Here is a 24191-nt window from a genome sequence, read left to right on the forward strand (position 1 = left end):
GACTGTTTTGCCTTTGCGTGTGTTGTTTTTCTATGCCCAATCAGACCATCAAGACCCCTTGCGTCGGCCTCTGCTCCACCGTCTACGGCGACCTGGTGTGCCGCGGCTGCAAGCGTTTCCATCACGAAGTGATCAACTGGAACGGTTACAACGAGGAGGAGAAACGCGCGGTCTGGTTGCGTCTTGAACAACTGCTGGTGCAGGTGATGACGGCCAAGCTGGAAGTCTTTGACCCGGCGCGTCTGCGCGGGCAACTGGAGCAGCGCAAGATCCGTTTCGTGCCGCACCAGTCCGAGTATTGCTGGGCCTACCAGCTGATTGCCCGGGGCGCGCGGGTGATCAACCAGCTCGACGCCTACGGCATGGCGCTGTTGCCGGAGTTCCGCGACTGGGGCCTGCCGGAGTTGCGTGACGCCATCGATCGGGAATTCTTCCTGCTGTCGGAAGCCCACTACCAGCGCTACATCGCCCCAGGGTTTCTCAAGGACGCCCTGGGCTGAGAGGTTCGTCGGCCAGCCACTTCCTGCGCAAAGGGTGCTGCAGGCGTGGGCTTGCCAGCGACAGCGTCGTCATGGGCGACGCAGGTTAGGCGCTGGCGTTGCGGGGAAGGGGCTCAGACTTTGGCGGCGAGTTCTTCCAGATGGTCCATGATGTCCGCCGGTTTGAGCACCAGCACGTCACTGTCCAGGGAGTCGAGCACCACTTCGGCGGTGTTGCCGATCAAGGCCCCCGACAACCCGGTACGGGCCACGGTGCCGATGATGGTCAGCACGGCCCCCAGCTTGTGGGCCATATGGGGAATCAGCACGTCCGCCGGACCTTCCTCGATATGCAGGTGCGCATCGTCGATATCGAACTCGGCCTGGAACGCCCTGCATTCCTCGCGGTAGCGCTTCTCGATGGTTTCCTTGAGCTGGAACACCGGGTCGGATGCCGAAAGCATCGGTGATGGATGGGCGCTGATCACGTGCAGTTGAGCCCTGGCCAGGCTGGCGATGTCGAAACCATAGTCAACGATGCTGGCATGCAGGGTGCGGTGTTCGCCGTCCATGTTGCCGACATCGATGGCCGCCATGACCACGCCACCGGCCCAGGGGGTGGCGGTCTTGACCAGCAGCACCGGGGTTGGGCAGTAGCGCAGCAGCTTCCAGTCCGCCGGGGTCAGCAGGACTTTCTTCAGCGGATTGTCATGGGAATGCTGCTTGATCACCAGGCCGCAACCCTCGGCCTGCTGCACGTCGATGATGGTTTCATGCAGGCTCTCGTTCCAGGCCTGCTCGGTGGTGACGCTGTAGCCTTCGCCGGTCAGGCTGCTCTTGAGCACGCTGAGCAGCGCCGAGTGTTCGTGTTTCTTGTCGCAGACCAGCAGATGCAGGTGGGCCTGGGTGACCCCGGCAATCAGCTTGGCGCGCTTGAGGGCCAGACTTTCGCCAGGCGTGGGATCGATGACCACCAGGATGCTGCGGATACTTTGCATGATCGGGATCTCCAGGAAAGGGATGAACGGTTAGGGTCTGTTCCCGTTTGGCCCAGCAACGCGGCTCGTCACCAAACGGCAACAGACCCTGGCGTGCACAACTATAGTTGCTGGCGCCCGCGCCGCATGTTGATGCATATCAAGCGCGGCCGCTGGTGGTCTGCGACGTGGCCGGTATAATCGCCAGCCTTTCGCTGTGAAGTCTTATTTGTCTCGTGAGCCTCATGTTATCGATCACTGATAGTGCCGCCATTGCTCGCCTTGCTGTGGCGGATTGCTCGGAAATGCGCCGATGAACTTTCCGGAAATTCATGACTTCCTCGGCTGTCGGACTCCCGACGCCTGGGTCCAGGCGGCCCTGGCCGACCAGGAAACCCTGCTGATCGACCACAAGAACTGTGAGTTCAAGGCCGCCAGCACCGCCCTGAGCCTGATCGCCAAGTACCATTCCCATGTCGACCTGATCAACATGATGTCGCGTCTGGCCCGGGAAGAACTGGTGCACCACGAACAGGTCATGCGCCTGATGAAACGACGCAAGGTCGAGTTGCGCCAACTGCATGCCGGGCGCTACGCCTCGGGCCTGCGCAAGGTGGTGCGCAGCCATGAGCCGGTGAAGCTGGTGGACACCCTGGTGGTCGGCGCTTTTATCGAAGCCCGCAGTTGCGAGCGCTTCGAAGCCCTGGTGCCACACCTGGACGAGGAGTTGGGCAAGTTCTATTTCGGCCTGCTCAAAAGCGAGGCCCGGCACTATCAGGGCTACCTGAAGCTGGCCTACCAATATGGCGACGCCAAGGATATCGCCCAGGTGATCGACAAGGTGCGGGCCGCCGAGCAGGAGCTGATCGAGTCCCCGGACCCGGAGTTCCGCTTCCACAGCGGCGTACCGGCCTGGTAAGGCACAACCCTTGTGTCGCTGCCCTTGTGTAAAAACAGGGGCAAATTGTTAAAAACTCTTAAAAGAATGAAACTTTGCGCAAAACCGCGATAAGTCGCTGGTTTTGCCGCGACCTTAGCCTTTTTTTAACCTCGGTCCTTCTATAATGCGCGCACTCAAAATTGTGTGCTTGCGAACGGGAAGGTATGGAAAACCTTGGTCTTGGCAAAGTCCTGCTGGTGGAAGATGACGAGAAGCTCGCCGGGCTGATTGCCAGCTTCCTGTCCCAGCATGGCTTTGAAGTGCTGACGGTGCACCGGGGCGATGTGGCCTTGGCGGCGTTTCTCGAATTCAAACCGAAGCTGGTGGTGCTCGACCTGATGTTGCCGGGCCAGAGTGGCCTGCACGTGTGCCGGGAAATCCGCGCCGTGGCCGATACCCCGATTGTCATCCTCACCGCCAAGGAAGACGACCTGGACCACATTCTCGGCCTGGAGTCCGGCGCCGACGACTATGTGATCAAACCCATCAAGCCGGCGGTGCTGCTGGCGCGGCTGCGGGCCCTGCAGCGGCGCCAGGTGCCGGAGTCGAGCGCCTTGCGCGGGGCCCTGGAGTTCGGCGTGCTGAGCATCGACCGCAGCAGCCGCGAGGTGCGTCTGTCCGGCGAGCCGATCGAACTGACCACCATGGAGTTCGAGCTGCTCTGGCTGCTGGCCAATGCGGCAGGCAAGACCCTGTCCCGGGATGACATCCTGAACCGCATGCGCGGCATCGAGTTCGACGGTCTGAACCGCAGCGTCGACGTCTACATCAGCAAATTACGCGGCAAGCTCAAGGACAACCCGCGCGAGCCGGTGTGCATCAAGACCGTGTGGGGCAAGGGTTACCTGTTCAATCCATTCGCCTGGGAGATTTGAATGCTGCGGCTGTTTCTGGGGCTCTACCTGTTCCTGGCCTTAGGCTTTGCCGGAGCCATGACCGCGGTGCAACACATCTTCCTCAACTACCTGGCGGTGGACCTGATCGAGGCCTACAACCGCGATGCGGTGCGCGGGCCGGCCTATAGCCTCAGCGAGCAGCTGCGGCCCTTTGACGAGGCCGGGCGTCAGCATCAACTGGAGTTGCTCAAACCCCATTACGGGCTGGGGCTCAAGCTGGTGCAGGCCGGCGAGCTGGACCTCAACCAGAAGGAGCGGGCGCTGCTGAGTGCCAAGCAACTGGTGGTCCGGGATGATTTCAACGAATTCATTTCCAGCATCGACGACGGTCCCCAGTTACTGAGCATCAAGCTCCCGGAAGACCCACCCCTGACCCTGCTGTACAACATCGCCGCCTATGCCTTGCTCGGCACGCTGCTGGCCATCGTCCTGTACTTCTGGGTGCGCCCGCACTGGCGCGACCTGGAGCGCTTGCGCCTGGCCGCCGAGCGTTTTGGCGGCAATGACCTCAGCACCCGCCTGCAACTGTCCCAGCGTTCCAACATTCGCGACCTGGCCCAGCACTTCAACCGCATGGCGGCGCGCATCGAGGGCCTGATCGCCAACCAGCGCGAGCTGACCAACGCGGTGTCCCACGAGTTGCGCACGCCCATCGCGCGGCTGTCTTTCGAGCTGGACCAGTTGCAGCAGCAACCGGACCCGGAGGAAAACCGCGAACTGATCGCCGACATGTACGCCGACCTTGGCGAACTGGAGGACATGGTCTCCGAGCTGTTGTCCTACGCCAGCCTGGAGCACGGCGCGGCCACCATCAGTCGCGAGAATATCCAGGCCCAGAGCTGGCTCGACAGCGTGGTCGGCAGTGTCGCCCTGGAGGCGGAAGCGGCGGGGGTGCAGTTGCTGATCCGCTCCTGCCAGGTCGAGTACGTGCGGATCGAGCCACGCTTCATGGCCCGGGCGGTGATCAATCTGTTGCGCAACGCCATTCGCTACGCCGACCGGCGGGTGGAAGTGTCCCTGGTCCGCCTGGAGCAGGGCTACGAAGTGCGGGTCAATGATGACGGGCCCGGCGTGCCGGTGGACGGACGGGAGAAAATCTTTGAACCCTTTTCCCGGCTCGACGCCAGCCGCGACCGGCGTACCGGTGGCTTCGGCCTGGGCCTGGCCCTGGTGCGACGGGTTTCCCAGTGGCATGGCGGCAAGGTCGAGGTGGTGGATTCGGAGTGGGGCGGGGCCTCGTTTCGCCTGACCTGGGCCCATGTCGATTAGCGGCAGCGGCAAGCTTCAAGCCGCCAGTTCGCTGCTTGCCGCTTGCCGCTCGAAGCCTACCGCTTAAAAGCTGTACTCAAGCTGGGTGCCCAGCACCGTCTGCATGCGCCGATCGACGATCGGGCTGTCGCCGGCTTCCTTGCCCAGGTACTGCAGGGACAGCAGGGTCGAAAGTTTGGTCTGCTCGTTGAGGGGCAGGCTCCATTCCAGGTCCAGGCCATTGCTCACCAGCCCGCCCTTGGCGCGGTAGGCGCTGAAGCGGCTGTTGGCGGCCTGGGTGCCGCTCACGCCGTACCAGGTCTGCATATAGTCGGCATTGCCGAACAGGCTGTTGAGGCTGGCATCGAGGCTGCCCAAACGTCCCTCGTACAGGTTGGTGCCAATGCTCAGCTGCAGCTGGCTGTAAGCTGAACCGGTGTCCTTGTTGTCATTCTTCTTCACTGCGTGGGTCACCGTGGCTCCCAGTTCGAACGGGCCCAGGTCGTAACCCAGGTGTGCGCCGAACTGTGCACGTGACTTGATCTGGCCCATGCCCTTGAGCCGCTTGGAGCCTTGGCCCAGGTGGTTCTTGTCGCGCCGTTCTTCGCTGGGGCCGACCCAGGTGCTGAACGACAGGTCGCCCCATTCATGGCCCCAGCCCAGTCCCTGGTCGGTGTTGAGGAAGAGGCCATAGGGGCTGATGATTTCGCCGCCGAAAATCGGCGCCACGGTGCGCTCGTCACTGCCGCTGTAGCGCGGCACGCTGGCCACACCGCCGCGCACGCCATATTTCCAGTCCTCGGCATGCAGCGCTGCAGACCCTGTGGCCAGGCCGAGGGTGCCCGCCCAAAGGGCGACGGTGGTGCAGCGTTTCAGGCTTTTCATAGTGTTTTAGAACCTCAGGTAGTGGGGGGTGTAGATACGTTTGAAGGAGTAGCCGAGGACGTTGACCCCGTTGACCTGGCGGCGCACGGTGTCGCCCAGCCCGGGGCCATGGCCGGCAATCACCGCATGGGCGTTGTCCACCGGAGCCAGGATGTAATCGGTGAGGGTGCGACCCTGTTGCAGGCTGCGGATCATCAGGAAGCCGTCTTCCAGGGCGATGCTGACGCCGTTCACGGGGGCGTTGGCTTCGTCATCGTTGAGGGCGTGATAGGTGCCGACCATGGCCAGCCAGTTGTCGGGCAGGGGCACCGGGTCGATCCGTTCCCCCATGGCCAGTAGCTGGCCGTGGCGCTTGGCGGTAAACACCCGGTTGCCCTGAACGTTCATGACGTCCAGTTGCACCCGCCCCAGGTCGCCCAGGTCCTGCTGCCACAGGCCGAGGATTTTCTTCTGCGCCCGCAGCCAGCCGTGTTCGTCGCGCAGCAGCTCGAAGCGTGTGCCGGCCAGTTCGCCAAACAGCCGCTGGTTCTGGTCCTTGATGCGCAGCACGCCCCAGGTCGTGGCATAGAACCCCGCCAGATGCTGGCGGTCGGCAGCTTCCGGCACCCGGCGCCGCGGGGGGGGCTGGTCGGAACCGTTCTGGTCTGAGCCCTTCTGGTCAGTGCGACTCTGGACGGAGCTACTCAATAGAGGGCTATCCACTACGGAGCTATCCAGTACGGAGCCATTCTTGACGAAGCCATCCTGGCCGGAATCGTGCTGAACGCAGCCCTGCTGAACAGGGCCGGCTTGCATCCCTCCGGGGGCGCCATGGGCCTGCTGCAGCATGCGCAGAATCTGCGGCACCAACGGCTGGGCCAGGGCTGCGCCGGAGCCGGAATTGCTCATCACGATCACCGCCAGTTGCTGCTCCGGGAGCACGCTGATCCGGGCGTGGAAATCATCGCCGGAGCCACTGCGCTGCCAAGTGCCAACCCCCGGGTTGACCCACTCATCGCCACAGGGCGAGAGGAACCAGCCCAGGCCCACCTGACAATCGAAATCCAGCGGGTTGCCGCTGTTCTGCGGACGCACCATCTCCTTGATCGAGGCCGGCGAGAGCAACGCCTGGTGCTTGTAGCTGCCCTGGGCGAAGAGCATGCGCACGAAGTGGCTCAGGTCCCGTGGATTGCTCCACAAGCCAGCGGCGGACAGGTCGCGCACCAGGACATCATTGCTGCGGGAGCCGTCGGTATAGCCTTGGGTGCGGTAGGGTTGTGCGCCGCTGCCGCCTATGAAACTCGACTGGCTCATGCCCAGCGGGCGCAGCAGGCTTTTTTGCAATTGCATCTCGAAATCCAGGCCGCTGCTGCGTTCCACCGCCGCGCCCAGCAGGGCGTAGCCCAGGTTGGAGGGGGCGGTCCGGGTGCCTGGGGCATTGTTCAGCCAGACCCCGCTGACCTTTCTCGGCAGCTCGTTGAGGGCCTGGGGCGTACGTGAGTCGCGCAGGTACTCGGCGGGCATCCCGGCCTGATGGCTGAGCAGACGGCGCACGGTCACGGCCTGGTCGGCGGCGTTCTGGTCCTGGTGAAAGCGCGAGCGGACGTAGAATTCCTTGAGGCTGTCCTGCAGGGGCGCATCCAACTGCAGGCGTCCCTGTTCCACCAGTTGCATGACCGCCGTAGCGGTCAGCAACTGCGACAGGGCGCCGGCACGAAACGCGGTGTTCTCGGTCACCTGCAGGCCCCGTGCCTGGTCGGCAAACCCGAAGCCCCGGGCCCAGATCAGCTCCTGGCCGTCCACCAGGGCGATGGACAGCCCCGGGACCTGGTGCTCGGCCATCTCCCGGGGGATGTATTGCTTCAAGTAGCTGATGATGCTGGCGTAGTCGCCGGGCGCTATGACCGGCGGCGCAGGTGGTTGGCCATTGCAGCCGAGGCTGCTCAGCAGGATGCCCAGCAGTGGCAGGCCGAGAAGTTTGGGGGACATGCAGCACCCGACCGGAAATTCGATGAGCGGATGCTAGGGAAGGGCGCCTGAGGAGTCTTTGGCAGCTTTGTCTGGAAACTGTCAAAGAGTGTTAATCGCCAGACTGCGGCGGCGAGTCTTTGCTCGAGTAAGGGACTCAGGCAGAATCCACGGCTTTTATTCAGGGATGACGAAGATGACCACCTCATTGCAAAGTGCCGCTGCACAGATCCGTAGTGTGGTTCGCGTCGCTACCCAGGGGTTGGTCGGTCGCGAGCAATTGGCGGAACTGATTGTCCTGGCTGCTGTGGCTCAAGAACACTTGCTGGTGATCGGGCCACCGGGTACAGCAAAAAGTGCGGTGGTGCGTCGCGTGGCCCAGTCCATGGGCGGGCGCTACTTCGAATACCTGCTAGGGCGTTTTACCGAGCCTTCGGAGCTGTTTGGTACGGTCGATCTGAAGAAACTGCGCGAAGGAACGGTGGAAACCGATGTCAGCGGCATGCTTCCAGAAGCCGATATCGTCTTTCTCGATGAGGTCTTTCTAGGCTCCACGGCCATCCTCAATACCTTGCTCGGGGTGCTCAACGAGCGTCGCTTCAGACGTGGCCACACTCAGATCCAATGCCCTTTGCGGGTGTGTGTCGGCGCCGCCAACGCTTTGCCTGAAGACCCGGCCCTGGCTGCATTCGGGGATCGATTCCTGCTGCACCTGTTTGTCGATGCGGTGCCGGACAATCAACTCGAAGCCCTGCTCAGCGGTGGCTGGCAGGTGGAGCGCCAGGCCGTGGCGCAGATGCTCGACTTGAGTCAGCTCGAGGGTCTCAATCGCGCTTTGAAGGATGTCGATCTGGAGGGCGTGCGGCCAGTGTTGGCCCATGCGATCAGGTGCTTGCGCGAGGCGGGAATCACCCTTTCCGATCGACGCATCGTCAAGTCCCAGCGGCTGATCGCTGCTGCTACCCTGTTGTGCGGCAGGGAGCAGGCCACAGAGGCGGATCTCTGGCCGCTGATTTATGCCCTGCCCACCCAGGACAGCCAGCTGCGGGGGCGTGAGGTGTTGCGTGAGCTGCTGGCGAAGTCAGGCAACAGCCATCTGTTCGGCGCGGTCGAGGAGGCCACTCTGCAACCGCTGTCCCGGCTCCACCGCTTGCTGGAAAGCGCTCGGGAACTGTTGCAGCGAACGGAGCTCGATGGCACCTCCGTAGAGAGCATGCTGCGCGAGATCGACGCCAACTTCGACGCGCAGAACCTCCCGGAGCCGCTGCAAATCGTGCGGGCACAACTGGTGGGCCTGCTGGCTGTGCTGCCATGAGTGGCGTACCGGCGTTGACTTGGGCCTGGCGTGAACGAGCGGTGGCGCAGCCGCCGCGGGCGGCGGTCGCCTGGGATGCGGTTGCCCGGCGTTTGCATCAGCGCTTGCAGCAGTTGCCTGCCACGCAGGCCGAGCGTTTGCAGGCCACCGCCCATGCTCGGGTGCTGGTGGTGCTGGGAGCTGAATCCGACTTGCCCTGGGTCGAAGGCGTCCAGTATGCCGCCAGTCATGAACAGGCTCCCGCGTTATGGCTGCCGACCCGTTACGAACCTGAGGTCGCCATCGACCTGTTGGCGCAGGCACTGCTCGACAAAGAGGCGCGTTCCCTCTTGTTGTTGTGGCCAGAGCCCGCCGCAGTGATTCCTCTGGATCGGCAATTGCCGGTCACTGAGGAGCATTTGGCACGTATTGCAGACTACTGGGCGCAGAGCTGATATGCAGTTACCGCAAAGCCTTCAACCCTGGAGCGATTGGCTGCATTGGCTCGATCTCGAGTTGCAAACCGTGCTGGGCGATTGTCTGCGGCGCCTGCATCCGCTGCTGGGGCCGCTCAGCGGGCGACTGCAGGGCGGTGATCCGGAGCCCGATGGCCTGGGCGATCTGCACCAACGAGGCTCCTATGAGCGTTTGCTTGCCAGCGAATGGCTGCTGGCCGAGGAGTTGCCGGAGGAATTTCTGCGGCGTGCTGTTAGCGCGGAGCATCTGTTCGTTGCGCCTCAATACCGGACCCACCAGGCCAGCGGCACGCTGATTGCGCTGTTTGATGCCGGGCCCTTGCAGCTGGGCGCGCCAAGGCTGGTTCACCTGGCGCTGATGATCATCCTGGCGCAGCGTGCGCGTGCGGCAGGCGCGGAGTTTCGCTGGGGCGTCCTGCAGGATGCCGACAACCAGCTGCACAAACTGGAGACGGCGGTGCAGTTGCGGCACCTGCTGGGGCAACGGACCTTCCAGTGCGTGGAGCCGGAGCATGGGCAGCGCTGGAGTGAATGGCTGAGCGCGCAGTCCGAACCTTGGGCTGAATGCTGGGTGATCGGGCAGCGTCTGCCGATCGACGACATGGGCCTGGCCGGTCGCTATCGGGTGCAGGTGCAGCAAAGCCTCGACGGTGGCTCCCTGGAGGTCGAGATCAGCGGCGCCAGGCGGGCCAGGACGTGCTTGCCAATTCCCCCGGTCAATGCCGGCCTGCGCTTGCTCAAGGGCGAGTTCCAGACGCCTGCGGCTGTAGAAGGGCGCTCTGCGATTGCTGCTCCACGGGTGCTGCTGACGCTGGCGCCGGTCATCTCCGATGCCGGAACCCACATTGCCATGGTGCTGCTGGACCAGCCCGGATGCCTGATCCTCAGGTTGCCGAGTGCGGCGCACAAGCGGCCTGCGACGATCCACCAGCAGCTCTGGAAATCCAGCTGCCGGCCCTTGACCATGAGCTTCGTGGGGCGCAAGCCGGGGGCGTTGCTCAGCTATGACGATCGCCTGTCGTTCTGGAACGTAGGCGGCCTGCCAGATGTCTTGCGTCCCGGTCCTGATGTGCTCAAGCTGCCGTCGGGCACCGCGACGCTGCTGGCCTGCGCCTGGCTGCGCGATGAGAATCATGGGCGCTATTTTGTTCTCGACAGTGAGGGGCGGCTGGCCAGATGGTCAGTGCTGCGTCATGCCTCCCCCGATGAGCCCCCCGGCACTTGTCTGCTGCTGGCAGACCATGTTCTGGGCCTGTCCAAGGTCGATTCCCAGACCTTGGTGTATGTGCGTGAAGAGGCCGGGCAATTACTGGCACGCACCGCTTGTGCAGGAGGCGAAATTCGCCAGACCTACCGTCTAGGGGCCGCCGCCGGGGTTACACAGATACTGGTGGCGGCCGGAGGGCATTGGCAAAAGGACTTCGGTGCCTGCGCTTTGCTGACACCGGGCGCCGCGGGCGAGCGCTGGCAACTGCTGACGCGCAGCGGCAGTCAGGAACTGCGCCTGGCACCGAGGTGGTGTGGCTTCGGCCTGTGGCATGACCCCGTGCGCGAGGGCAACTCACTGGTTTTACTGGGACCCGATAGACGCACCGTTGCGCTTTATCACTCGGGCGAGCAGCGGGTCTTGTTCAGTTGCAGCGATGAAGTCGTCAAGAGCAGCTTCTGCTCCATCAGCGGATTGATTGCAGTGCTCACCGGAACGCGCGAGCTGCTGGTCTATTCCCTGGCGCAGGAGCGGATGCGCCTGCAGATCCACTGCAACCTGAAACCCAGCGAGGAGCTATCCCATGCCTGAGTCGACCGCCTGGGTGATCCGTCGTCCGTTGTTGCAGGGCAGGCAGCCGGTGGCGGCTCTGTGGTTTGCCCATGAGCGCTTCAGTGAAGCGCAGCGCCAGCGAATGATCCTTGAGCAATGGCAACCCGGCGCCAGCGCCCGGCGTTTTGCCGACGGTGACCTATTGTCGTTCGCCCAGCCTCAGTGGCGGGTGTGTGAGCAACTTGAGGGGTGGCCGTTGATACGTCTCGGGCCGGTCTTGTGCTCGGCAGCGCTGGACCCGCAAGAGCGCCAGGCCTTGCCACAGGCCGATCTCTGGTTGGTCCGTGGTGGTCAGGTACAGGCCCTGCAATTGGCATCTTCCCGTTTGCTGGCGCCTGGAAGCTGGCTAGAGCTCGGCGACTACCCGTTATTCGATACCTTCGACTGCCAGATGAGTTTACCGTCCCAGCTCCCTGAGCCAGAGCCGCTACAGAGCGACATCCGTCAGATCCTGGGCAACTGTGTGGCCGCGCCGGACCCGGAGCGTGAGGTGGTCATGCGGGCTTTGGCCGAGCGGCAGCCGCGTCAATCGACGACCGGCAAGGCGCGCAAGTTCTCCATGGGGCAGGCAGTCGAAGCCATGGCGGCGCCTGGCAAGCAGCGCTGGCTGCTGCATGGCGGCCTGGCGTTGTTGGGCCTGATGCTGTTTTTCAACCTGGGCCACAGCCTGCTCAAGCCCCGGCAGATCGACGCGCAAGCTGGGCCCGAGGATCTGCTGCTGTGGATTGCATCGATACTGCTCAGTTCCGTGCTGTTTACTCTGTTTCTGGCATGGCTGGGCCGCCAGTTGCGGGTTCAGCCCGGCGTGAGCGGCAAGGGCTCCCAGCACTCGGCGACCAAGCGTGCTGCTCAAGGCCTTGTCCAGGACCAGGGGGGGACGCCGGGTAATAGTGCCGAGGGCGGGGCTTGGGCGGCGGAGTCGGCCTGGCAGCAGGCGCCAGCGATCAAGCCCCGGGCCCAGGCACGGAGCTTCAAGCCGTCAGTCTGGCGCAAGTGGCTGCAGCGTCTGGTTCAGGGAGTGGTCTGGCAAGACCTGTATGGTCGGCGCCAGGCGGCCTATCTGCAGCGCATGCTCGACATGTTCGAGCGTGGCCAGTTAGACGAGGCCCTGCGCCACGCGATTCCGCTGATGAAGGACGGCATGCCGAGCGATCCTTCTTTTGCTACCCCGCAACCACGCAAGGACCTTGACCTGAACCGCGGGGAATCGGTATCGCGCAACCTGATGCTCAACGATGAGATTCGCGAGCACCTGCGCCAGGTCTATCGCCAGAGCTTCAACCGGCTGGACCGTGAGGGGCGTATCGAGGAGGCCGTGTTTGTCCTCGCCGAACTGCTCAACGCCCATCAGGAAGCCCTGGACTACCTGGAGCGTCATGGGCGCTTCGAACAGGCGGCCGGCCTGGCCCTGGCCTGGGACTCTCCGGCGTCGGTGATCGTCCGCTTGCTGTGCCTGGCCGGGGATTGGCAGCAAGCCCTGCATGTCGCGCGGCGTGACGACGCGTTCGCCGATGCGGTGGTGCTGCTGCAAGAGCGCTGGCCAGAGCAGGCCGAGCAGTTGCGCCTGGAATGGGCATATCACCTGACGCGTCAAGGTTTGTGGCTGCAGGCGGTGGATGTGATCTGGAGCCTGCCAGCCGAGCGTGAGCGGGCGGCTCAATGGCTGCTCGCCGCCGAGGCCGCTGGAGGAGGACTGGCGGCGGCAGCCCTGGTCAAGCGTGCCATCCTGCTGCCGGACACCCTGGATGCCTATGCCGACTATCTGATGCAACTGCGTGACGAGCCGCAGCGCAGCACCGAACGTGCGGCGCTGGCCGAGGCGTTGTTGCAGCACAAGTCGCAGAGCAAGCCGCTGGCCTGGCTGGCAAACGCCCTGGTGCACGCGCTGCTGGCCGACGCCGCTCAAGGCGTGGGGCAGATGCAGACGGCCCAGTTGCTGTCGCTGGTCAAACTGAGTCAGAACAAGCTGTTGCAGCAGGACCTGCCCGCCAGGCTGTTGCCGCGCCACCGGCCTGTGGCCCTGGCCGAGCGCAATGAGCCGCTTGAGTGGCGTGCGGGCGATGCCGGCGCCCGTCCGATCCTCGATGCCGTGCCCCTGGACGACGGGCGTTATCTGCTGGCGCTCGGGGAGGCCGGCGCGGTGGTGGTCGATGCGCAAGGGCGGGTACTGTTCAACTTTGCGCTGCCGGCCTGGCAGATTGTCCTGGCGCATGGGCGGCAGGTGGCGCTGGTTCTGGCCCGGCGTGACAAGGTTTGGCGTGTCAGCAAGCTGGATCTGGTGCAGCGTCGGGCCACCGACCTTGGAACTCTGGTGCTGCAGCAGTTTGCCCGCGAGTTCGATGGCGTTGCCTGGACCATTGGCCTGGAGCAAGAAGTACGGGTGGTGGATGTGGACCATGGCTTCAGGACCCTCTGGCATGTCGGCGATTTACCGGGCCAAGTCCTACAACTGCAGGCTGACGCGCAGAATGAATGGTGGTGGGTCGGCAGTGAATCAGGCGACAGCGAATGCTGGCATTACCTGTTGCCGGAGCGACGTTTGTGCGCGCGCGACCGCTTGCAGGTGGTTGCACAGAATGTCGACGGTCCGTCGCCCCGACGCCGCTTGGGTGCCGGTGGAGAAGTATTCAGTGTCTGGGTAAAGGCCCCTGAGACAGCCGAGCCGGTGCTGATACTGGAGTTGGCAAATAGACAGGGCTGGCGCTTGCCTGGCCTGGGGGACGACCTCTACCAGTCACCGCGAGCGCAGCTTAGTGAACAATGGCTGGTCGCTGGCTACTTCACTGCATCGGGTGAGCAGATGTGGCACTTCATACACCGTCCCCGGGCACAGTTGGCGGCGAGCCTGATCTGGCCTGAGTCCTGTGCAATGGGTGTGCGTTGCCTGGGGCCTGACTGGTTGCTGTTCGATCGGCGCGGCAGGCTGGCCCACGTTGATGTCAATACTGGCCAGTTGCGTAATCTGAGCCTGTATTGAACAACAGGCCTGATACCGCGAGGGTGACCAAGATCCACATGGGTTGACGGCGCTGTGCGATGGTCTTTGCATCTTGAGGCGTTGGCTGCTGCGGCCGCGCCTCGAACCGAGGCGCGGCTTGGGCGGGTTACAGCTCCAGGCTGTGGATCACCTGGGTGGCATCGTCGGGGTCGATGGCGCTGCGCATACCGAGGGTCTTCGCCAGGCGGCGCATGCTGTAGTTGGCGGCGCTGTCCACCGAATACAGCTGCTGGAAGCCATTGCTACGGGCTTCGTCGATCAGATGCTGCATCAGCAGGGCACCGAGGCCCTTGCCTTGCCATTGATCGGCGATGGTCACGGCAAACTCGCAGCGCCAGGGTTGGTCGTCGACCTGGGCATAGCGGCTGATGCCGACTTCCCGCAGCTCGCCGTTGTCGTGGACCAGGGCCACGTAGGCCACCCGTTGCGGGGTGCCGACGTCCATCAGTTGATCCAGCAACTGATCGCCGACTTCCTTGACCTCACCGAGAAAGCGCTGGTGCCGGGTGACGGGGGAGAGGTTTTCGATAAAGGCCTTTTCCCGGCCCCGGTCTTCAGGACGCAGCGGGCGGATCAGCACATGGCTGCCGTCGCTCAGGGCGTCGATCCAATATTGGCCTTGCTGGGCCGGAAAGGGCGGTTGGGCGAGGACATCGAGGGCGCTGCTGGACATGATCAAGTCTCCGGGGAAGCAAAGGGCAGGTGATTGCCACAAGCTTTACTCCGCCGGCGATCCGGGCGCTTGATCGGCATCAATGTCCGCTGCTGTCGCGCCGCGACTGGCGATCACCGGTCATGGCCCCATCCGCTGCCTATCAGGTGGACGGGCAGATGGTCGACGCGCCAGTGCTGCAACGGGCCCGGCGTCTGCTGGCCCTGGCCTGAACCGGTCGGGTTAGTATGGCCCCGGCATTGTTGCCAAGATCCGGAGCCACCGCCCATGAGTACCCTGGAACGCGCCATCGCCATTGCTGCCCGGGCCCATGCCGGGCAAGTCGACAAGGGCGGGGCGCCCTATATCCTCCATCCCCTGCGGGTCATGCTGCGGCTGTCCGAGCCCCGGGAACAGCTGGTCGCGGTGCTCCACGACGTCATCGAAGACAGCCCGGTGACCCTGGAACAACTGCGCGGCGAAGGTTTCAGTGAAGAGGTGCTGCAGGCCCTGGCGGCGCTGACCAAGGTCGAGGGCGAGGACTATCCGGGGTTTATCCGCCGCGCGGCACAGAATCCTTTGGCGCGACGGGTAAAGCGGGCGGACCTGGCGGAGAACAGTGACCTGTCACGCATCCCCGAGCCCAGCGAGGATGACCGGCGGCGCCTGGAGAAGTACCGCCAGGCCATCGAGTACCTCGATAGCCTGGACCGGCCTTGAGCCGCTAGCCCAGGGCCAGCGGCGCCGGGGCGTTCAGTTGCTGTAGTTGGAAAGGGCGACTTCGGCGTTGCGCGCCGGTGGCTTGCTGCCCCGGGTGCGCCAGTGTTCGATCAGGGCGCGACCATGGGCCAGGCCGGCTTGCAGGGCGGCTTCGGTGCTGGCGTAGTCGTTGCCGTAGGGCGGGCAGGCAAAGTGCACGGAAAAGCACGGGTGCTGGCCATGGCCGGTGAGCCGCCCGACGTAGCTGAAGCTGGCACCGGATTGATGTGCATAGAGACTCGGTGAACTCGGCTCACGAATGATCATCACGTAGATGTCGTGGTCGAATTGAGTGTCTTGATACCAACTGCTAGAAGACTCCATGGTCCACCTCCTTGTCCGTAAAGCGGCGCGTTGTTGCTGCGTCAGCGGGTTGTTCAGTGCAGTTCACGCCCGGGGGCGTCCAGCAGGCCGGCGGGGTGAGCGAACACCCCGGCAGGCAGCAGTTTTTCCAGGGCCCGGGCGGCCCGCAGGACCCATTCGTCACGGCCGAAGCGGGCGACGATCTGCAGGCCTATGGGCAGGCCGGCGGCGCTCAGGCCGCAGGGCATGCTCAGCGCCGGTTGGCGGCTGAAATTGAACGGGAAGGTGGTGGGCTGCCACATGGCGCTGATCTGCTCCGGCCAGTCGGGTGGCATCTGGCGCTCCACGGCGAAGGGCTCGACCACCGCAGTGGGGGTCAGCAGCAGGTCGTAGTCGCCGAGAAAGTCATGCAGTTGTTGCGCGACCCGATGCCGCTCCTGCACCGCGCAGGCGTAATCCAGGGCATTGAGCTGGCGTGCGCGGACCTGGGCCTGCTGGAGGAAGTCGCCGACCAGGTGCTGGCGCTCCAGCGGGATTTCCTCGGCCATGGCGCTGGCCACTTCCACCGGCCAGGCCCGCAGGTAATTCGCGGCCGGCTGGCCGATGTCCGGCGAGGCCTGGACCACGGTTGCCCCGGCCTGCTGCAGCAACTGGGCAGCGGCCAGGCAACGGGCGGCAATCTGCGGATCGACATGGGCGGCATGGCCCAGGTCGGCGCTGAAGGCGATGCGCAGGCCGTTGATGCCGTCCTCGATGCCGGACAGGAACTGGCCGGGAGCATGGGGCCAGGCGAAAGGTTCATCAGGCTCATGGGCGCTCATCAGCTCCATCAGCAGGGCGATATCCCGTACATGCCGGGCAATCGGGCCTTCGGCGGCCATGCCCCCCGGGTCGATGCTCGGGCAGGCGGACACCAGGCCATGGCTGGGCTTGAAACCGATCACCCCGCAAAAGCTCGACGGGGTGCGGATCGATCCGGCGGCATCATTGCCGGTGGCCGCCGGGGCGTAACCGGCGGCCACGCCAGCGGTGCTGCCGCCACTGCTGCCACCGGCATGCAGGGCCAGGTTCCAGGGGTTGCGGGTGATGCCGGTCAGCGGGCTATCGGTCAGGGGTGTGCTGCCCAGTTCCGGCAGGGTGGTCTTGCCAATGAAGATCGCCCCGGCCTCGCGCAGCCGCGCCACCAGGCTGGTGTCACGGGGCATGGGCGGGCGGTCGGCCAGCGCCCTGGAGCCGCTACGGGTGTGCCAGCCCTGGATGTCGCTGTTGTCCTTGACCAGGATCGGGATGCCGTCCAGCCGGCCCAGCGGTTGCCCGGCGGCCCAGCGCGCGGTAGCCGCCTGGGCGGCGGCGAGAGCGGCCGCGTCCTGGCGCTCGCAAAGGGCGTTGAGTTGCGGCTCATGGCGTTCGATCCGGGCCAGCACCGCGTGCAGCAGATCCACCGGGGTGAACTGCCGGGCGGCAAAGCCGTGCAGCAATGCCTCGATGGACAGCAGGTGCAGGGCCGGTGTGCTGGACGGGGATAACGACATGGGCAGCTCTTCTATCAAGGCCGTGGGGCGCCGGTGGCGGGCCAACGGGCAAGGGCTGCGGACGCGCCGCTGGTGGCGGCCCGCAAACCCTTGAGGGTCAAAAACTCAGCGGCCACTGGTGACCTTGACCCAGGTCCGGGTCCGGGTGCGTTCGGCCTTGGCCGGCAGCGGTGCCAGGGGGTACAGGCGGGTCATGGTCTCGGCGCTGGGGAACAGGTCCGGGTTGTCCAGCAGCGTCTGCTGGATGAACGGTTTGGAGTCGGTCACGCCATTGGGGTAGCCGACGTAGTTGCTGATGGAGGCGATGACTTTCGGTTCCATCAGGTAATTGAGAAAGGCGTGGGCGGTGTCCACGTGCTTGGCGCCGGCGGGAACGGCCACGGTGTCGATCCACACCAGGGTGCCTTCCTTGGGAATGCGCATTTCAATGTGCACGCCGTTCTTGGCTTCGTTGGCGCGGTTGGCCGCCTGCAGGAAGCCGCCGGAGTAGCCCACGGCCACGCAGATGTTGCCGTTGGCGATATCGCCCATCCACTTGGCGCTGTGGAAGTAGCGCACATAAGGACGCAGCTTGAGCAGCAGGGCCTCGGCCTTGCGGTAGTCCTCGGGGTTCTGGCTGTTGGGGTCCAGGCCCAGGTAGTGCAGGGCCAGGGGCAGCATCTCGGCGGGCGAGTCGAGGAAGGTCACGCCGCACTGGCTGAGCTTCTTCAGGTTCTCTTCCTTGAACACCAGGTCCCAGCTGTTGACCGGGGCATCGCTGCCCAGCAGTTCCTGGACCTTGTCGCGGTTGTAGCCGATCAGGTTGGTGCCCCACATGTAGGGGATCACGTAGCGGTTGCCCGGGTCGCTCTGCTCCAGCAGCTTCATCACCGCCGGGTCGAGGTTCTTCCAGTTCGGCAGTTGGCCACGGTCCAGGGGCTGGAAGGCGCCGGCGCTGATCTGCTTGCTGACGAAACCGCTGGAAGGCACCACCACGTCGTAGCCGCTGTTGCCGGTCAGCAGTTTGGCTTCCAGCACTTCATTGCTTTCGAAGATGTCGTACTTGACCTTGATCCCGCTCTGGGCCTGGAAGTCCTTGATGGTGTTGGGAGCGATGTACTCCGACCAGTTGAAGATGTTCACCGTGCGCTCGGGGGCGGCGTGGGCGCTGAAGCTGGCGCTCAGGGCCAGGGCGCTCAGGGAGCAGCTCAGGGCCAGGCGGGTGAGGGCGGTATGCAGCGATTTCATGCGACAACTCCATGTCTGAAATGAGCGGGACCTTCCGGGTGGATCATTCTTGGCCGGATAGGTCCCTGAGAGAATGTTGGCAACGGTCAATAGGGGATATTTAGCGTCAATCTTCAGCGCAGTCCGAGAGCGGGCCGAGCTGGCCGGCCAACTGCCGGAAGCGCCCGGGAGCAACGCCGCTCCAGCGTTGGAAGGCATGGCGGAAACTTGCGGTTTCCTTGAAGCCCAGGGCTTCGGCGATGCGGTAGATGGGCAGGCTGTGCTGGCCCAGCAACTGTTGCGCCCGGGCATAGCGCAGCTCATCGAGCAACTGCTGATAGCTGGTGTCCTGGGCCCGCAGGCGTCGGCGCAGGGTGCTGGGGGAACAGTGCACCTGGCGCGCCAGGCTGTCGAAGTCCGGCACCGCGTGCAGCTGTTCATTGAGGATGCGCCGCACCTGATCGATCCAGGTCGGCCGGGCGCTGAGCTCTTCGTTGAGGCGGATGCAGCGTTGCAGCATGTCGTTCTGGGTGACCAGGTCCGCCAGGGGCAGGCGCCGGTCCAGCCATTCCAGGTCGAAGCCGATGGCATTGCGCCCGGCGTTGAACTGCACCGGGCAATTGAACGCCTGCTCGTAGCTGTCCAGATAGGGTTGCGGCGGGTGCTTGAGGTGCACCTCTCGCAGCGGCAGCTTGCAGCCCAGCAGGTCCTGGCAGGTGACCCGGTAGGACGACATGCAGAAGTCGGTGTTGAACACCTCAAGTTCAGTTTCGCTGTACTGGTCGGCGGTGAGCCAGGCCAGGCCGTCGCGGATCTGCAGGTCGAGGTGGAAGAAGGTGCCCAGCAGCAAGGGGTAGCGCAGCGCCAGGGACCAGCCTTCGCGCAGGGTGGCGCTGGTCAGCAGGGTCAGGCCGAACATGCCGTAGGCGCTGATATGCAGGTTGCGTCCCAGCACCAGCCCCAGGTCCTGGCGAAAGGCCACGGCGTTGCTGAACACGCGCATTTCCTGGCTGATGTTGATCAGGCTGTTGGGCAGCTCCAGGTCGGCCAGCTGGATGCCACTGCCTTCGAGCAGCACCTCGGGCGATACATCGCTGTCGCGAAAGGCGTCCAGCACCGCTTGGGTGGTGTGCAGGGTGGTCAGGCGAAGAGCGGCCATCGGCGATCTCAGATTGATAGCGGGAGGCGTGACTTTAGGGGTTACGCGCGCGCGGTTCAATTGCCCACTTGCAGGCGCTGGCACGCCGGCGAAGGCGTCGGCCTGGCCCACGCCAACGCCTGCGTCGGCCATATCCGCGGCGGCCTGGCGTTTGCCGCGGTACTGGCCTGCATGCTGTTCGCCGCGTTGTCCGGTTCGTCGCCGGCCACGGTGGTGACGGTGGGCTCGATTGCCGTGGCGGGCATGGTGCGCTCCGGCTACCCCAAGGAATTCGGCGCCGGGATCAACTGCAACGCCGGGACCCTGGGCATCCTGATTCCGCCGTCGATCGTCATGGTGGTGTACTCGGCCTTCGTCGCGCTGTTGGTGTACCGCGGCATGACGCTGCGCGACTGCGCCAAGGCGTTGCTGGAGTCGGGCCGACTGTCGATCCTGCTGCTGTTCCTGATCCTGGTGACCTAGGTGCCGCTGATCTCCCTGGCCTTGCCCAACTGGCTGCGCTGGCTGTCTGTAGCCGCTGCCGCAGGCTGCGAACGACTGCGAAGCAGGCGCCGCTCTTGAGGTCCCTGAAGCCCCTCCGGGGCTTTTCGCAGCCTGCGGTAGCGGCTACAGGGTTAGGGTTGGTGGGGCGGTACGCGCCACAGGTACCAGGCGGCGGTGGTGCGCCAGGGGCTCCAGGCCTGGCCGATCTGGCGCAGCTGGCGGGGGCTGGGCGGTTGCTCCAGGCCCTTGAGGCGGCGGTAGCCTTCGCGTACGCCAAAGTCGTCCACCGGCAAGATGTCCTCGCGCTCAAGGCTGTAGATCAACAGCATCTCCACGGTCCAGCGGCCAATGCCAGGCAGTTGGGTCAGGCGCTCTATCAGCTGTTCATCGTCCAGGCCGCGGGCGCTGGCGGCATCGGGGATGCGGCCGTCGAGGGTGGCCTGGGCGATGCCATGCAGGGTCGCCACCTTGCGTGCGGAGAAGCCGCAGCCGCGCAGGCGCTCCAGGCTGGCATCGGCCAGTTGCCGGGGCGTGGGGAAGGCTTGCCCGGGAAACAAGGCGCGCAGGCGGCCGAGTATCGCGTCGCCGGCGCGGGCATGCAGTTGCTGGTAGGCCACCGCGCGCACCAGCGCCTGATAAGGCTCGCGCTCCGGGCGGGGCTGGTGCAGGCAGGGGCCGACGGCGGCGATCAGTGCGGCCCAGTCGGCATCCAGTGCGGCAAGAAAACGAGTGGCGGGGCAGGTGGGCATTGGCGATCCGGAACACGTGGCGGGGCGAGCAGCAGATTAGCCCGCCGTCCCAAGGCTTGCACCCCGTCTCTTGCGCTGGAACTCGCTGCCCGGGCCTTGCACCCGGGCGCAGGGTTTTCAGTCCTTGGCCGCCGGCAGGTAGAGCCGCTGCAGCACGTAGTGCAGCGACGCCGCCAGGGTTTGGCCATGGCTGAGTTTTTCGAAGCTGTGGTAGTCCAGGGCCAGCCCCGGCACCTGGGCCAGTTGCGCCTGCAACTGGCGGGCGCGCTGGTCGGCCTCGGGCCCCGCTGGCTGACGCGGGTTGCCCGGTTCGGCGCCGCCACGCATCAGCAACAGTTGTGCACGCTGGCCGTGAAGGCGCCCGGCCAGGCCCTGGGCCTGAGTCAGGACCAGGCCGTCGCCCCACCACAGCGAAGGACTCGCAGCGGCGTAGTGGCGAAACTCCTGGGGCCGGGCGAACAACGCCTGCAACACCAGCAGGCCGCCATAGGAATGGCCCCACAGGGTCTGCTGTGCCGGGTCGATCGGCGCCTGCGCCGCCACGGCCGGGCGCATGCGCTCGCGCAACACCTGCAGGAAGGCCTCGGCGCCGCCGCTGGGCTGCCCGGTCAGCGGGTCTTGCTGTGCTTCAAGGCCCGGTTGCTGCGGGGTGTAGTCATAGGTGCGGGCGTTGCGTTCGATGCGCAGCGGGGTCTGGTAACCCACCGCCACCAGCAGCGGCGCCGGACTCCGGTCCAGGCGCTTGAGTTGCTCGGGGTCCAGAGCGCCGATGGCGGCATTGCCATCGAGCATCCACAGCACCGGGTAACCCTGGGGCGGCGGCGCCTGCAGCGGCTGGCCGATCCACAGCTGGTAGTGGCGCTGGCCGTCGACGGAATCCAGTTGCAGGCTGCTGAAGCGGTAGGGCAGGTCCTGGCGCTGTAGCAGGCTGCGGTCCATGGGCTGGTCCGGGGCGGGGGCGGCCAGGGCCGTTCCCGCAAGGCCCCAGGCCAGGGCCAGGGGCAGAACAAAACGTCTCATCAGGCGTTCTCGGCGAGGGCTGGGTGATGACATCAGAACGATGCGCTCAGGCTGGTGTACAGGGTGCGCCCGGGTTCGTTGTAGGTGGCGGCGCCGGCCCCGGCGATGTTGTTCACGCCCTGGGCATTGCCTTCACGGAACAGGCGTTTGTCGAACAGGTTGTCGACCCCGGCGGTGACGCTCAGGTGGCGGGTCAGGGCGTAGGTGCCGCTGACCCCGGCAATGGCGTAGGGCGCCAGTTGCTGGGTAGCGCTGCCGGTGACCCGGTCGCCGTGGTAGTCGTACTTCTTCGGCGTCTGCTGGCCGTACCAGGCCAAGCTGGCCTGCAACGACAGGTCCTGGGTGGCCTGCCAGTCGAGCATCGAGTTGAGGGTGTAGCGCGGGGTCACCGAGAGGTAGTCGCCGGTTTGCTTGTTCTTCGATTGCAGCATGTAGGTGAAGTTGTTGTTCCAGGTCAGCTGGCTGGCCAGAGGAATGGTCAGGGTGCCTTCCAGGCCTTCCACCAGGGCCTTGGGCACGTTCTCCCACTGGTAGATCGCCGCGTTGCGGTAGGCGCCGCTGCCGCCGCTGGCACGGCTCACTGGCGCCAGGCCGGACTCCACCTTGTTCTTGTAGTCGTTGCGGAAGTAGGTCAGGCCGGCGACCCAGCCGTCGGCCTTGTACTCCAGGCCCAGTTCCTTGTTGACGCTGGTTTCTGCTTTGAGCTGGTCGTTGCCCTGCAGGTAGCAGCTGGTGCTCTGGCCATAGCAGCCCTGGCCGCGGCTGTAGAGCAGGTAGTCGGCGTTGAGCTGGTACAGGTTCGGCGCCTTGTAGGCCCGGGCGATGCCAGCCTTGAGGGTCAGGCTGTCGCTCAGGGCATGGGACAGGTTGAGGGACGGGCTCCAGTTGTCGCCGACGATGCTGTGATGGTCGAAACGCAGGCCCGGGGTGAGCATGGTGCCCGGGCGCAGTTCGATGTTGTCTTCGGCGAACAGCGAGAAGATCTGCGCGCTGGACTGGGTGCTGCGGTTGCTGCTGCTCAGGCCGCCCACGGCGCCGCCTTCGCTGGTGCTCTGGGTGTTGGCGCTGGGGTCGTCGAGCTTCTGCTGGGACCATTCGCTGCCCAGGGTCAGGGTCTGCTCGAAGCCTGCGTGCAGCGGCAGGTTGACTTCGCCATGGGCGGTCAGGTCGCGCAGCACCGCAGTGTAGAACTCGCTGTTGCTGAAGATGCCTTCGGTGCCGCCGGCCAGGCCTTCGTTGATCCGCGTGTTGCGGGTCTTCTCGTATTGCAGGTAGGCCATGGAGCTGCCGAAGTCCCAATCGCCGCGATGGGTCAGGGCGTAGGTTTCGCGGTAGCTGCGGTTGGTCTCGTGGCCCAGCAGGTTCTGCACATTCTTGTTGCTGTTGGTGTTCTGGGTATCGCCGGTGTAGATATTGCCCTGACGGCTGAAACCGGCCTCGAAATCCAGGGTCTGGTCCGGAGTCATGCGCCAGCTCAACAGGCCATTGAGGTCCTTGTTGCGTACGCCTTCGCGGCCGGCGGGCAGGGTGCCGACCTGGTTGCCGGTGCGCAGGGATTCATGGCCGGCGTTGATATCGGCGTCGTCGGAGTCGGTCTTGGCCACGTTGCCGTAGACCCGGAAGCTCAAGGTGTCGGTGAGCGGGCCGTTGAGGCCGAAGCTTGCGCGCTGGGTGGCGCCTTCGTCCTTGTGGGTCGGGAACGAGCTGTAGAGCGTGGCGTTGCCGTGGGTCTGGCTGCCGGCCTGCTTGGTGATGATGTTGATCACCCCGCCAGCGGCACCGTTGCCGTAGCGGGCCGCCGCCGGGCCGCGGATCACTTCGATGCGTTCGACCTGATCGGCCGGCACCCAGTTGCTGTCGCCGCGGCTGTCGCGCTCGCCGCGCCAGCCGTAGCGCACCGAGTTGCGGCTGCCCACCGGCTTGCCGTCCACCAGGATCAGGGTGTTTTCCGGGCCCATGCCGCGGATGTCGATCTGCCGGTTATTGCCGCGCTGGCCGCTGGTGGAGTTACCGGTGAGGTTGACCCCAGGCATGGTGCGGATGATCTGCGACAGGTCGTTGGCCGGCGGGCGCTTCTGGATGTCCTCGGCGGTGATCACCGAGACCCCCGGTGCCTGCTTGGTTTCTTCCTTGGCGGTGGCGATGACGCTCTGGGGTTCCAGCTCCAGGACCGGCGGGGTCGAGCCTGCATTGGCGGCCTGCACCGCGTGGCTGAGCAGGCAGCAGCCGGACAGCAGGAAGGGGGCGAAAGGACGCAGCGAGCGCATGGACATCGGTGATCTCCGGACAGAGGCAGAAACAGAAGATCACGAATGATAATGACTGCTATTTGCGAGTAAAGCGCATTAACTCTCTAAACACTTCCAGGT

20 protein-coding genes and 1 pseudogene are annotated in these 24191 nt (G+C 64.9%); 10 read left to right on the plus strand and 11 right to left on the minus strand.

Annotated elements, in window-relative coordinates; genetic code table 11:
* Nucleotides 1-32: 32 nt before the first annotated feature.
* On the plus strand, nt 33-500 hold the full coding sequence (locus tag DWF74_RS29240; RefSeq protein WP_102864485.1) for a DUF1289 domain-containing protein: 468 nt from the start codon (nt 33-35) through the stop codon (nt 498-500).
* A gap of 113 nt (nt 501-613) precedes the next feature.
* Here the strand turns inward: DWF74_RS29240 and DWF74_RS29245 are convergent, their stop codons facing one another.
* Nucleotides 614-1477, minus strand: a complete 864-nt coding sequence (locus DWF74_RS29245) for a universal stress protein (RefSeq protein ID WP_102864486.1) — start codon at nt 1475-1477, stop codon at nt 614-616.
* A gap of 292 nt (nt 1478-1769) precedes the next feature.
* Here DWF74_RS29245 and DWF74_RS29250 point away from each other — a divergent pair, with 292 nt between their 5' ends.
* The 3 genes from DWF74_RS29250 (at nt 1770) to DWF74_RS29260 (ending at nt 4561) form a co-directional block, all read left to right on the plus strand.
* Nucleotides 1770-2375, plus strand: a complete 606-nt coding sequence (locus DWF74_RS29250) for a tRNA-(ms[2]io[6]A)-hydroxylase (RefSeq protein WP_092315271.1) — start codon at nt 1770-1772, stop codon at nt 2373-2375.
* A gap of 185 nt (nt 2376-2560) precedes the next feature.
* Nucleotides 2561-3271: a winged helix-turn-helix domain-containing protein gene (locus DWF74_RS29255; protein WP_102864487.1), complete on the plus strand. Its 711-nt coding sequence runs from the start codon at nt 2561-2563 to the stop codon at nt 3269-3271.
* Entirely contained in the window at nt 3272-4561 is a 1290-nt protein-coding gene (locus DWF74_RS29260) for an ATP-binding protein (protein WP_102864488.1), read from the plus strand.
* 63 nt (nt 4562-4624) lie between these two features.
* Here DWF74_RS29260 and DWF74_RS29265 read toward each other — a convergent pair whose 3' ends face one another.
* Nucleotides 4625-5425, minus strand: a complete 801-nt coding sequence (locus tag DWF74_RS29265) for a MipA/OmpV family protein (RefSeq protein ID WP_115582287.1) — start codon at nt 5423-5425, stop codon at nt 4625-4627.
* A gap of 6 nt (nt 5426-5431) precedes the next feature.
* Nucleotides 5432-7393 (minus strand): serine hydrolase domain-containing protein, encoded by a 1962-nt coding sequence (locus DWF74_RS30740; protein WP_240321981.1) that lies wholly within the window; start codon nt 7391-7393, stop codon nt 5432-5434.
* A 175-nt stretch (nt 7394-7568) separates the two neighbouring features.
* Here DWF74_RS30740 and DWF74_RS29280 point away from each other — a divergent pair, with 175 nt between their 5' ends.
* The 4 genes from DWF74_RS29280 to DWF74_RS29295 are packed head-to-tail and all read left to right on the plus strand — an operon-like array spanning nt 7569 to nt 13938.
* Entirely contained in the window at nt 7569-8687 is a 1119-nt protein-coding gene (locus tag DWF74_RS29280; RefSeq protein ID WP_115582288.1) for an AAA family ATPase, read from the plus strand.
* Nucleotides 8684-9121: a hypothetical protein gene (locus DWF74_RS29285; RefSeq protein WP_115582289.1), complete on the plus strand. Its 438-nt coding sequence runs from the start codon at nt 8684-8686 to the stop codon at nt 9119-9121. Before DWF74_RS29280 ends, DWF74_RS29285 begins: the two co-directional genes overlap by 4 nt.
* 1 nt (nt 9122) lies before the next feature.
* Nucleotides 9123-10940, plus strand: a complete 1818-nt coding sequence (locus DWF74_RS29290) for a hypothetical protein (protein ID WP_115582290.1) — start codon at nt 9123-9125, stop codon at nt 10938-10940.
* Entirely contained in the window at nt 10933-13938 is a 3006-nt protein-coding gene (locus DWF74_RS29295) for a bpX6 domain-containing protein (RefSeq protein ID WP_115582291.1), read from the plus strand. Before DWF74_RS29290 ends, DWF74_RS29295 begins: the two co-directional genes overlap by 8 nt.
* A 127-nt stretch (nt 13939-14065) precedes the next feature.
* Here DWF74_RS29295 and DWF74_RS29300 read toward each other — a convergent pair whose 3' ends face one another.
* Complete coding sequence (locus tag DWF74_RS29300) at nt 14066-14632, minus strand: GNAT family N-acetyltransferase (protein WP_115582292.1); 567 nt, start codon at nt 14630-14632, stop codon at nt 14066-14068.
* A 267-nt stretch (nt 14633-14899) separates the two neighbouring features.
* Here DWF74_RS29300 and DWF74_RS29305 point away from each other — a divergent pair, with 267 nt between their 5' ends.
* Complete coding sequence (locus DWF74_RS29305; protein ID WP_115582293.1) at nt 14900-15331, plus strand: HD domain-containing protein; 432 nt, start codon at nt 14900-14902, stop codon at nt 15329-15331.
* Nucleotides 15332-15364: 33 nt separating this feature from the next.
* On the opposite strand, the gene DWF74_RS29310 is transcribed toward DWF74_RS29305, so the two are convergent.
* The 4 genes from DWF74_RS29310 to DWF74_RS29325 form a co-directional block, all read right to left on the minus strand.
* A complete protein-coding gene (locus DWF74_RS29310; RefSeq protein ID WP_110653531.1) occupies nt 15365-15694 on the minus strand; it encodes a hypothetical protein in 330 nt (109 codons plus the stop codon).
* A gap of 53 nt (nt 15695-15747) precedes the next feature.
* Entirely contained in the window at nt 15748-17205 is a 1458-nt protein-coding gene (locus DWF74_RS29315) for an amidase (protein WP_115582294.1), read from the minus strand.
* Nucleotides 17206-17310: 105 nt separating this feature from the next.
* A complete protein-coding gene (locus tag DWF74_RS29320) occupies nt 17311-18432 on the minus strand; it encodes a polyamine ABC transporter substrate-binding protein (RefSeq protein WP_102864494.1) in 1122 nt (373 codons plus the stop codon).
* 106 nt (nt 18433-18538) lie between these two features.
* The gene (locus DWF74_RS29325; RefSeq protein ID WP_180988602.1) at nt 18539-19570 is read right to left on the minus strand and encodes an AraC family transcriptional regulator; all 1032 of its coding nucleotides are present in this window, start codon (nt 19568-19570) and stop codon (nt 18539-18541) included.
* Nucleotides 19571-19681: 111 nt separating this feature from the next.
* Between DWF74_RS29325 and DWF74_RS29330 the strand changes: the two are divergent.
* A pseudogene (locus DWF74_RS29330) lies at nt 19682-20020 on the plus strand (TRAP transporter large permease subunit); the annotation flags it as partial.
* A gap of 164 nt (nt 20021-20184) precedes the next feature.
* Here DWF74_RS29330 and DWF74_RS29335 read toward each other — a convergent pair.
* The 3 genes from DWF74_RS29335 to DWF74_RS29345 all read right to left on the minus strand — a co-directional run bounded on the left by DWF74_RS29335 (nt 20185) and on the right by DWF74_RS29345 (nt 24095).
* A complete protein-coding gene (locus tag DWF74_RS29335; RefSeq protein ID WP_115582295.1) occupies nt 20185-20802 on the minus strand; it encodes a DNA-3-methyladenine glycosylase family protein in 618 nt (205 codons plus the stop codon).
* A 117-nt stretch (nt 20803-20919) separates the two neighbouring features.
* Complete coding sequence (locus DWF74_RS29340; protein WP_115582296.1) at nt 20920-21822, minus strand: alpha/beta hydrolase; 903 nt, start codon at nt 21820-21822, stop codon at nt 20920-20922.
* Between the two features lie 32 nt (nt 21823-21854).
* Nucleotides 21855-24095, minus strand: a complete 2241-nt coding sequence (locus DWF74_RS29345; RefSeq protein WP_115582297.1) for a TonB-dependent siderophore receptor — start codon at nt 24093-24095, stop codon at nt 21855-21857.
* Between the last annotated feature and the right edge of the window lie 96 nt (nt 24096-24191).

It is taken from the genome of Pseudomonas protegens, from assembly GCF_003363755.1.
Taxonomy (GTDB): Bacteria; Pseudomonadota; Gammaproteobacteria; order Pseudomonadales; family Pseudomonadaceae; genus Aquipseudomonas; species Aquipseudomonas danubii.

What these genes read in the sequence shown, in the direction of transcription:
- DWF74_RS29345 (WP_115582297.1), bottom strand. Translation starts at nt 24,095, where the DNA reads ATGTCCATGCGCTCGCTGCGTCCTTTCGCCCCCTTCCTGCTGTCCGGC.
- DWF74_RS29255 (WP_102864487.1), top strand. Translation starts at nt 2,561, where the DNA reads ATGGAAAACCTTGGTCTTGGCAAAGTCCTGCTGGTGGAAGATGACGAG.
- DWF74_RS29310 (WP_110653531.1), bottom strand. Translation starts at nt 15,694, where the DNA reads ATGGAGTCTTCTAGCAGTTGGTATCAAGACACTCAATTCGACCACGAC.
- DWF74_RS29290 (WP_115582290.1), top strand. Translation starts at nt 9,123, where the DNA reads ATGCAGTTACCGCAAAGCCTTCAACCCTGGAGCGATTGGCTGCATTGG.
- DWF74_RS29280 (WP_115582288.1), top strand. Translation starts at nt 7,569, where the DNA reads ATGACCACCTCATTGCAAAGTGCCGCTGCACAGATCCGTAGTGTGGTT.
- DWF74_RS29285 (WP_115582289.1), top strand. Translation starts at nt 8,684, where the DNA reads ATGAGTGGCGTACCGGCGTTGACTTGGGCCTGGCGTGAACGAGCGGTG.
- DWF74_RS29320 (WP_102864494.1), bottom strand. Translation starts at nt 18,432, where the DNA reads ATGAAATCGCTGCATACCGCCCTCACCCGCCTGGCCCTGAGCTGCTCC.
- DWF74_RS29300 (WP_115582292.1), bottom strand. Translation starts at nt 14,632, where the DNA reads ATGTCCAGCAGCGCCCTCGATGTCCTCGCCCAACCGCCCTTTCCGGCC.
- DWF74_RS29335 (WP_115582295.1), bottom strand. Translation starts at nt 20,802, where the DNA reads ATGCCCACCTGCCCCGCCACTCGTTTTCTTGCCGCACTGGATGCCGAC.
- DWF74_RS29245 (WP_102864486.1), bottom strand. Translation starts at nt 1,477, where the DNA reads ATGCAAAGTATCCGCAGCATCCTGGTGGTCATCGATCCCACGCCTGGC.
- DWF74_RS29295 (WP_115582291.1), top strand. Translation starts at nt 10,933, where the DNA reads ATGCCTGAGTCGACCGCCTGGGTGATCCGTCGTCCGTTGTTGCAGGGC.
- DWF74_RS30740 (WP_240321981.1), bottom strand. Translation starts at nt 7,393, where the DNA reads ATGTCCCCCAAACTTCTCGGCCTGCCACTGCTGGGCATCCTGCTGAGC.
- DWF74_RS29240 (WP_102864485.1), top strand. Translation starts at nt 33, where the DNA reads ATGCCCAATCAGACCATCAAGACCCCTTGCGTCGGCCTCTGCTCCACC.
- DWF74_RS29315 (WP_115582294.1), bottom strand. Translation starts at nt 17,205, where the DNA reads ATGTCGTTATCCCCGTCCAGCACACCGGCCCTGCACCTGCTGTCCATC.
- DWF74_RS29265 (WP_115582287.1), bottom strand. Translation starts at nt 5,425, where the DNA reads ATGAAAAGCCTGAAACGCTGCACCACCGTCGCCCTTTGGGCGGGCACC.
- DWF74_RS29260 (WP_102864488.1), top strand. Translation starts at nt 3,272, where the DNA reads ATGCTGCGGCTGTTTCTGGGGCTCTACCTGTTCCTGGCCTTAGGCTTT.
- DWF74_RS29340 (WP_115582296.1), bottom strand. Translation starts at nt 21,822, where the DNA reads ATGAGACGTTTTGTTCTGCCCCTGGCCCTGGCCTGGGGCCTTGCGGGA.
- DWF74_RS29305 (WP_115582293.1), top strand. Translation starts at nt 14,900, where the DNA reads ATGAGTACCCTGGAACGCGCCATCGCCATTGCTGCCCGGGCCCATGCC.
- DWF74_RS29250 (WP_092315271.1), top strand. Translation starts at nt 1,770, where the DNA reads ATGAACTTTCCGGAAATTCATGACTTCCTCGGCTGTCGGACTCCCGAC.
- DWF74_RS29325 (WP_180988602.1), bottom strand. Translation starts at nt 19,570, where the DNA reads ATGGCCGCTCTTCGCCTGACCACCCTGCACACCACCCAAGCGGTGCTG.